The organism is Bradyrhizobium sp., assembly GCF_035570375.1.
In the GTDB taxonomy this organism is placed as follows: Bacteria; Pseudomonadota; Alphaproteobacteria; order Rhizobiales; family Xanthobacteraceae; genus Bradyrhizobium.
The window spans coordinates 1-6248 of record NZ_DATMLW010000002.1; the positions used below are offsets into that span (position 1 = coordinate 1).

Below are 6248 nucleotides of genomic sequence, written 5' to 3' on the forward strand. Positions count from 1 at the left end.
AGCACGACCGCCAAGGAAGCCAGCGTGCAGAGGAAGAACCCGGTCGCAAACGGCAAAAGCGTGCCGTCATAGTCTTGGCCGATCGTCGTGCCAATGCCGATGCCGAGCAGCGTGGTGATCGACCCATAGAGGGACGAGGCGGTGCCGGCGATATGGCCCTGCGGTTCCATCGCAAGCGATGTGAAATTGGCGAACATCAGCCCGAACGCGAACATCATCAGTGCCGTCAGCGCCATGAACAGCGGCAGCGATAGCGTTTGGGTTTTCACCGCCATAAGCATCATCCCTGCCACCGCCACGAAGCCGATCAGTGCGCCATGCGAAATAATCCGCATGCCAACCCGGCCAACAAAACGCGCATTGAGAAAGCCAGCCACTGCGACGCCGATCGCGACGGCTGCGAACGCCAACGGAAATAAATGTCCAAGCCCGTAAATTTCGGTGAATGCCTGCTGTGACGAGAACACGAATGCGAACAGCGCACCTTGCACGCTACCGGCCGCCAGCGCATAACCCAGCGTCTGCCGGTTGGTGACGGTCTGGCGAAAGGCCCCGAGCACGTCGCGAACAGCAAGCGACTTGCGCTCGGCTAATGGCAAGGTTTCCGGCATCCGTAGCCCGTTCCAAATCAGTGCAAGCACTCCGTAGAGCTTCAACACGATGAAGATGCCGCGCCACTGCGTCAGCAACATCACCGCCTGACCTAACGACGGCGCGATTACTGGCACGGCGATGAAGACCATCATCGCCAGTGACATGACGCTGGCCATGCGGCGGCCGGCGTAGCAGTCGCGAACGATCGAAATCGCAATCACACGGGTGGCGGAGGTGCCAAGCCCCTGCAGCACTCGCGCCAGCAGCAATGTCTCGAAAGACGATGCCGTAATCGCGAGCACGCTGGCGATGCAATACAGCGCCATACCGTCGATCAGGACTGGACGCCGGCCGAAACGGTCTGAAAGAGGTCCCATGATGAATTGGCCAACGCCGAAGCCGATCAGGAACGCCGACAAGACTTCCTGCGGCTGGTTGGCAGTGGTGATGTGGAATGCCGATGCGATGTCCGGTAGCGCTGGCAGCATCATGTCCATAGCCAGCGGGTTCAAGGCCATGATCGACGCGATCACGACAACAAATTCTGGAAAGCCCATCGGCCGGTGGCTCGATGAAACCCAAGCGTCGGCATTCGTATCAGTCACGCAGTGCACCTCACTGTAGCGACAAAGCTTTATCGGCCGTGCTGTGCGTCGCACAACCCATTTTCCGGGATGGCTGGTACGCCGCCCGCCGCGCACTTCGAGCCAGACCAGTCGGACCGCGTCTGCTGCGATCCCTCAGAAAGCTTAACGGCTCCAATCGATCTTCCGATAGGCGAAGGGGTACGTCCGGTGCATACTATGGCGCATGACCGCCTTCATCTATTTTGGCGAAATGCTAGTGGCGTCCCTGATCGCAATCGTCCTGCTGGCAATTTCTCCGTTCAGAATGAGTTCCGATGCCGCGCTTTTAGTCGCGGGCTTCGTTACGTGGACGCTTGCCGAATATGTTGTTCATCGTTTTGTGCTGCATGGTCTCGTACCAACCCAACATGCGCTTCATCATGCCAACCCGGACGCGGCAGTCCTCAATATCGTTTGGCAGATATGGGCCTGTTTCGCACTGATCTATTTGACCGCCGGCGGCGCCTTTCTCGCGGGAGGCTTAGTCGCCTACGCATGGTACCTATTCGTGCATCATTGCGCACATCACGGTCACGATAAGTTGCCGTTACCCCTGCTTGAGCATCACCGAAGACATCATCAATTCGCGACGCGAAACTACGGCGTCAGCACAACGCTGTGGGATCGCGCATTCGGGACGATGTTGCGCTAATGACCCGCGAAAGAGGTGGTGGTCTCAACTGGTCGATGCAACACTTTATCTTGAAGGAGAGATGGAGTGTGCTTGATGGGTCACAGATTTCATAGAGGGTTTACTGCGGCAGAGAAAACGGAGTTATGGGATCGCTCGAAGCGCGGAGAGTCGCTGAAGGCGATTGGACGAGCGTTTGGTAAGCCGTCATCGTCGATCTATTTTTTGGTGGCTCCGCATGGTGGGATTCGTCCTGCTCAGCGGCGTCGCTCCAGGCTGGCATTGACGCTCACGGAACGCGAGGTGATTTCCAGAGGCATTACGGCAGATCAATCGGCACGATCGATCGCCAAGTTGCTTGGCCGCTCACCCTCGACGGTAAGCCGAGAGATTTAATGCCTGTGTTGCGTCGACCGGTTGAGCCGGCAGGGGTAAAGCGGACATCAATTTCAGAAGGGCCGACGTCTGAAAATGACCCTGTGGTGTTTTTCCAAGAATACATTGATACTGCGGCGGATGTTCTCGCAATGTCGTGACAGGCAGCGAGTGGCCCCGGCTGGCAGGCCTCGCGCGCAGCAATCGCACTAATGCGAGGTCGCCTCGGTTGGCGGCCTATCCGGCGAAAATCTGCCCCGGAATAGCTACGAGGCCGACAACCAGCAGGGCCGGCACTGCATGGAACGGCCGCATGACCCACCCCTCTGGTAACGCGCCGAATCGCTTGCGCCGATTATGCACGGGCATCAAAAATACGAAAGTGCACCTCAGGGCTTGCGCGCGACCTCGATGGTGAGATGCGACAGCGATTTAAATCGCGCAAGCCTGGCGCGGTAGTATTGGGGGTCGCGTCCCTTGTTGGTGACGACCGAAACAATCGCCCCGAGATGTCCCGGCCCCAGGCGCCAAAGATGCAGATCGGCGAGCTTGTCCCCGTCAGCCTCGAGCTCCTCGCGTAGCTTGTTGGCCATGCCCTTGTCGGGATTCATGTCGAGCAGGATCGCGCCGGTGTCCCGGATCAGGCCGTAGGACCAACTGGCGATTACGAAAGCCCCGATGATGCCGGCAAGCGGGTCCATCCAAAGCCAGCCAAAGGCGCGCGCGAGCAGGAGGCCCGCGATCACAAGCACCGATACCGCGGCGTCGGCAATGACATGGATCACCGCAGCACGCATATTGTTGTCGCGGGCGGTCGATCCATGTGCGTGCTCGTGCTCTTCGAAAACGGTCGGATAATGCAGCCCGCCGAGCCGCACCGTCGCGGTAAAGGCATGCGGTTCCGGAATCTCGTCATACGACTCCAGGAAGCCGCCTCTGTCGACCATCGCGAAAAGCTGTCGCGTTCCGTCGGGACGCACCGTTTCGATCGACGACGCTTGTGCCGTCGGGGCAGCGCCGGTGATGGCACGAAGACGGAAGCGCGGCGGCACCCCATCCTCGAAAACTTCCAGGGCCACGAACCCGCCGGCGGTCGCGATCTCGCGCTGTTCGTCATGGTCACGGCCTTCATGCGCGTGCCCATGACTATGACCGTGACTATGGCCATGATGCTCGCCGCCGCTCAGGAGCCACGCGCTCGCGACGTTTACCGCGAGACCAACAAAGGCGATCGGGATCGCCTCGGCAAAATGAATGGGAACGGGTTGGAAAATGCGGCTGACCGACTCATAGCCGATCAGGAGTGCGATCATCGCCAGAACGATAGCGCTTGTGAAACCGGCGAGATCGCCGAGCTTACCGGTGCCGAACGTGAAAGCTGGATTGTCGGCGTGCTTGCGCGCGTAGGTATAGGCGAGCGCGGCCAACAATAGCGCGCCGGCATGCGTGCTCATGTGCAGCCCGTCCGCGACCAGCGCGATCGAGCCGAACAGCAGGCCGCCGATGATTTCCGCGACCATCATGATGCCGCACAGCCAGATGACCGCCCAGGTCCTGCGCTCGCTCTTCTCGTGTCCTTCGCCGAGGAAGACATGGCTATGAAAGGCCGCCGCCGCGTCGTTGTAGTTGTCGGTCATGGTGTCCCTCACTTCAGGTAGGTGTGGACCACTTCGATGAGCTGATCCGCCGCGTCGGCGTTAAGGGCGCCCGGGTTCTTTTCGGGATCGACGAGATGGGTGCGGATGTGGTCTTCCACCACCTCGGCCATCAGACCGGCGACGCCGCCGCGAACGCCGGCAATCATATGCATGATGCGCTCGCATCCGGCCTCCTCATTGAGCGCCCGCTCGATCGCTTCGATCTGGCCGCGAATGCGCCCAACCCGTGCGAGCAGCTTCTTCTTTTCTCGGATCGTGTGTGCCATGGCGCACCATATAGGGTACCCCCCTATGCCATGTCAACGGGTGATGGCATGCGGTACTCCGCGTCGGATCGGTTTCGAGATCCTGCCGGGTTCCTGCTTTGCGCGGCGAGTCTTTGCATGTCACCATCTGCTTAAATCGACGGGAGGGTCGCTATGCGCTGGTGTGTCTCGATCGGGGCGCTGCTTGTTGCGGGGGCAATGGCCGCGGGCGACGTTGCCGGCATTGCCGCGCCGGATTCCAGCTCTCAACTGACCGACGCCAAAGACAATTTGTCGTCCGTCGACATCGAACTCGCCATCGCCGTCGATGTCTCCTATTCGATGGATTTGGACGAACTTGCCGTCCAACGCGAAGGCTACGCGCAGGCGATCGTCTCGAAAGATTTCCTTCAGGCGATAAGAACGGGTCCACACAGCAAGGTGGCAGTGACCTATTTCGAGTGGTCGGCATCAAGCGACCAGAAGATTGTCATTCCCTGGCGAGTGATCGACGGCCCGGAGTCCGCCGACGCGGTGGCTGCCGAGATCATGAAAACGCCGGTTCGCCGGGGCTCGCGCACCTCGATTTCCGGTGCGATCTATTTCGCAATGCCGCTATTCGAGGAGAATCCATACCACGGGCTACGGCGCGTCATCGATATCTCCGGGGATGGCCCCAACAACAATGGCGCCCCAGTCACCGATGCACGTGATGCAGCCCTGCAGAAGGGTATTACGATCAACGGCCTGCCAATCATGGTGAAGGAGCCATCCTATTCGACGATGGATATCGACAATCTCGATTTGTACTACGAGGATTGTGTCATTGGAGGGCCGGGCTCGTTCGTGGTGACGATCAAGGACCGCGACAAGTTCAAGGAGGCGATCCGGAGCAAGCTCATACTTGAGGTCGCAGGCCGGACGCCGGAGCACCGTATCGTTCCGGTCATCGAGAAAGATCCGGGGGTGCCCTGTCTGGTCGGCGAGAAAATGTGGCAGGACCGCTGGGGGCGGTAAGCGTCAACTGTATCCTATTCAACAACACCGGACGCTTCCCTAGCGGACCGCGATGTCCGTTCATGGCACTGTTGCGAAGTGCCGGCGGGCTCTGAAATTGTCTGCTTATCGGGGTTGATCGGAAATGATATCCGTCCGTTGTCTGCACGGAGATGTGAATCATGACCGACCTTGGCGTCCAGGATGCGGCGGCGAAGGCCGACCACATGGTCAATCCCGCGTCCCTCGCCGCAAGCATGATCGACGAGCGTGCGCCCGATATCGTGGAAGCCCTCAACGACATGCCTCCGGAACTCGCGGTCGCGGTTCTACTCCATCTGCCGCCCGATCGCGCCATTGAAGTCCTCGACCAGCCAGGGCTGGAACGCGAGCCTGAACTCATCACGCTGATGCCGCGGACAGTAGCCGCGAAGCTGCTTGCCGGCGTGTCGGCCGACCGCCTCGCCGATGTCTTCCGCCAGGTAAAAGAGCCTCACTGCTCCGAGCTGCTCGATCTGCTCGACCCCGGCACCAGGGTCAACATCCGCCGCCTGCTGGAATATCCGAAGGACACCGCGGGATCGATCATGACGACGGAATTCGCCAGCGTTCCCTCGACCTACACCGTCGGGCAGACGCTCGACTATATCCGTCACGTGGAAAGCAGCCGGGAAACCGTCTACGCGATCTACGTGCTGGATCCCCTCAGCAAGAAGCTGGTCAAAACGATCACCCTGCGCCGGCTGATCACGGGAGATCCGGAAGCACAGGTGCTGTCGGTAGCCCGTCCTGGCCGTCTGATCACCGCCACTCCCCTGATGGACCGGGAAGATGTCGCGCGCCTGATCTCGAAGTACGACCTCCTCGCGGTGCCGGTCGTCGACCATGGTCGCGTCATTGGAATCGTCACGGTCGACGACGTCATCGACGCCATCGTCCAAGAATCCACCGAGGACGTGCAGAAGTTCGGCGGCATGGCGGCCATCAACGAGCCGTACATGGAAGTCGGCTTCTGGCAGATGATGAAGAAGCGCGGCGGCTGGTTGTGCGCGCTGTTCCTGTCCGAAATGCTGACGGCGTCGGCGATGCAGGGCTACGAAGGCGAGCTCGAGAAGGCGATCGT

At 60.1% G+C, this 6248-nt stretch carries 7 protein-coding genes; 4 read left to right on the forward strand and 3 right to left on the reverse strand.

Annotation, left to right across the window (positions count from 1 at the left end; genetic code table 11):
• Window positions 1-1199, reverse strand: a 1199-nt coding sequence (locus VNX23_RS00270) for a multidrug effflux MFS transporter (RefSeq protein ID WP_325626795.1), incomplete at its 3' end; no start/stop codon positions are given.
• 205 nt (window positions 1200-1404) lie between these two features.
• Between VNX23_RS00270 and VNX23_RS00275 the strand changes: the two genes are divergently transcribed.
• Window positions 1405-1872, forward strand: a complete 468-nt coding sequence (locus VNX23_RS00275; protein WP_325626797.1) for a sterol desaturase family protein — start codon at window positions 1405-1407, stop codon at window positions 1870-1872.
• A 75-nt stretch (window positions 1873-1947) separates the two neighbouring features.
• On the forward strand, window positions 1948-2247 hold the full coding sequence (locus VNX23_RS30925; protein WP_414642921.1) for a helix-turn-helix domain-containing protein: 300 nt from the start codon (window positions 1948-1950) through the stop codon (window positions 2245-2247).
• Window positions 2248-2615: 368 nt separating this feature from the next.
• Here VNX23_RS30925 and dmeF read toward each other — a convergent pair whose 3' ends face one another.
• Complete coding sequence (dmeF, locus tag VNX23_RS00280; RefSeq protein WP_325626799.1) at window positions 2616-3863, reverse strand: CDF family Co(II)/Ni(II) efflux transporter DmeF; 1248 nt, start codon at window positions 3861-3863, stop codon at window positions 2616-2618.
• 8 nt (window positions 3864-3871) lie between these two features.
• A complete protein-coding gene (locus tag VNX23_RS00285; RefSeq protein WP_325626801.1) occupies window positions 3872-4150 on the reverse strand; it encodes a metal/formaldehyde-sensitive transcriptional repressor in 279 nt (92 codons plus the stop codon).
• A gap of 153 nt (window positions 4151-4303) precedes the next feature.
• On the opposite strand from VNX23_RS00285, the gene VNX23_RS00290 reads away from it, so the two are divergent.
• Together VNX23_RS00290 and VNX23_RS00295 are read left to right on the forward strand one after the other, a co-directional pair.
• A complete protein-coding gene (locus VNX23_RS00290; protein WP_325626805.1) occupies window positions 4304-5146 on the forward strand; it encodes a DUF1194 domain-containing protein in 843 nt (280 codons plus the stop codon).
• A 161-nt stretch (window positions 5147-5307) separates the two neighbouring features.
• Window positions 5308-6248 (forward strand): magnesium transporter (locus tag VNX23_RS00295; protein ID WP_325626807.1); only part of this gene is annotated, 941 nt, incomplete at its 3' end.

What these genes read in the sequence shown, in the direction of transcription:
- VNX23_RS00275 (WP_325626797.1), top strand. Translation starts at nt 1,405, where the DNA reads ATGACCGCCTTCATCTATTTTGGCGAAATGCTAGTGGCGTCCCTGATC.
- VNX23_RS30925 (WP_414642921.1), top strand. Translation starts at nt 1,948, where the DNA reads ATGGGTCACAGATTTCATAGAGGGTTTACTGCGGCAGAGAAAACGGAG.
- dmeF (WP_325626799.1), bottom strand. Translation starts at nt 3,863, where the DNA reads ATGACCGACAACTACAACGACGCGGCGGCGGCCTTTCATAGCCATGTC.
- VNX23_RS00285 (WP_325626801.1), bottom strand. Translation starts at nt 4,150, where the DNA reads ATGGCACACACGATCCGAGAAAAGAAGAAGCTGCTCGCACGGGTTGGG.
- VNX23_RS00290 (WP_325626805.1), top strand. Translation starts at nt 4,304, where the DNA reads ATGCGCTGGTGTGTCTCGATCGGGGCGCTGCTTGTTGCGGGGGCAATG.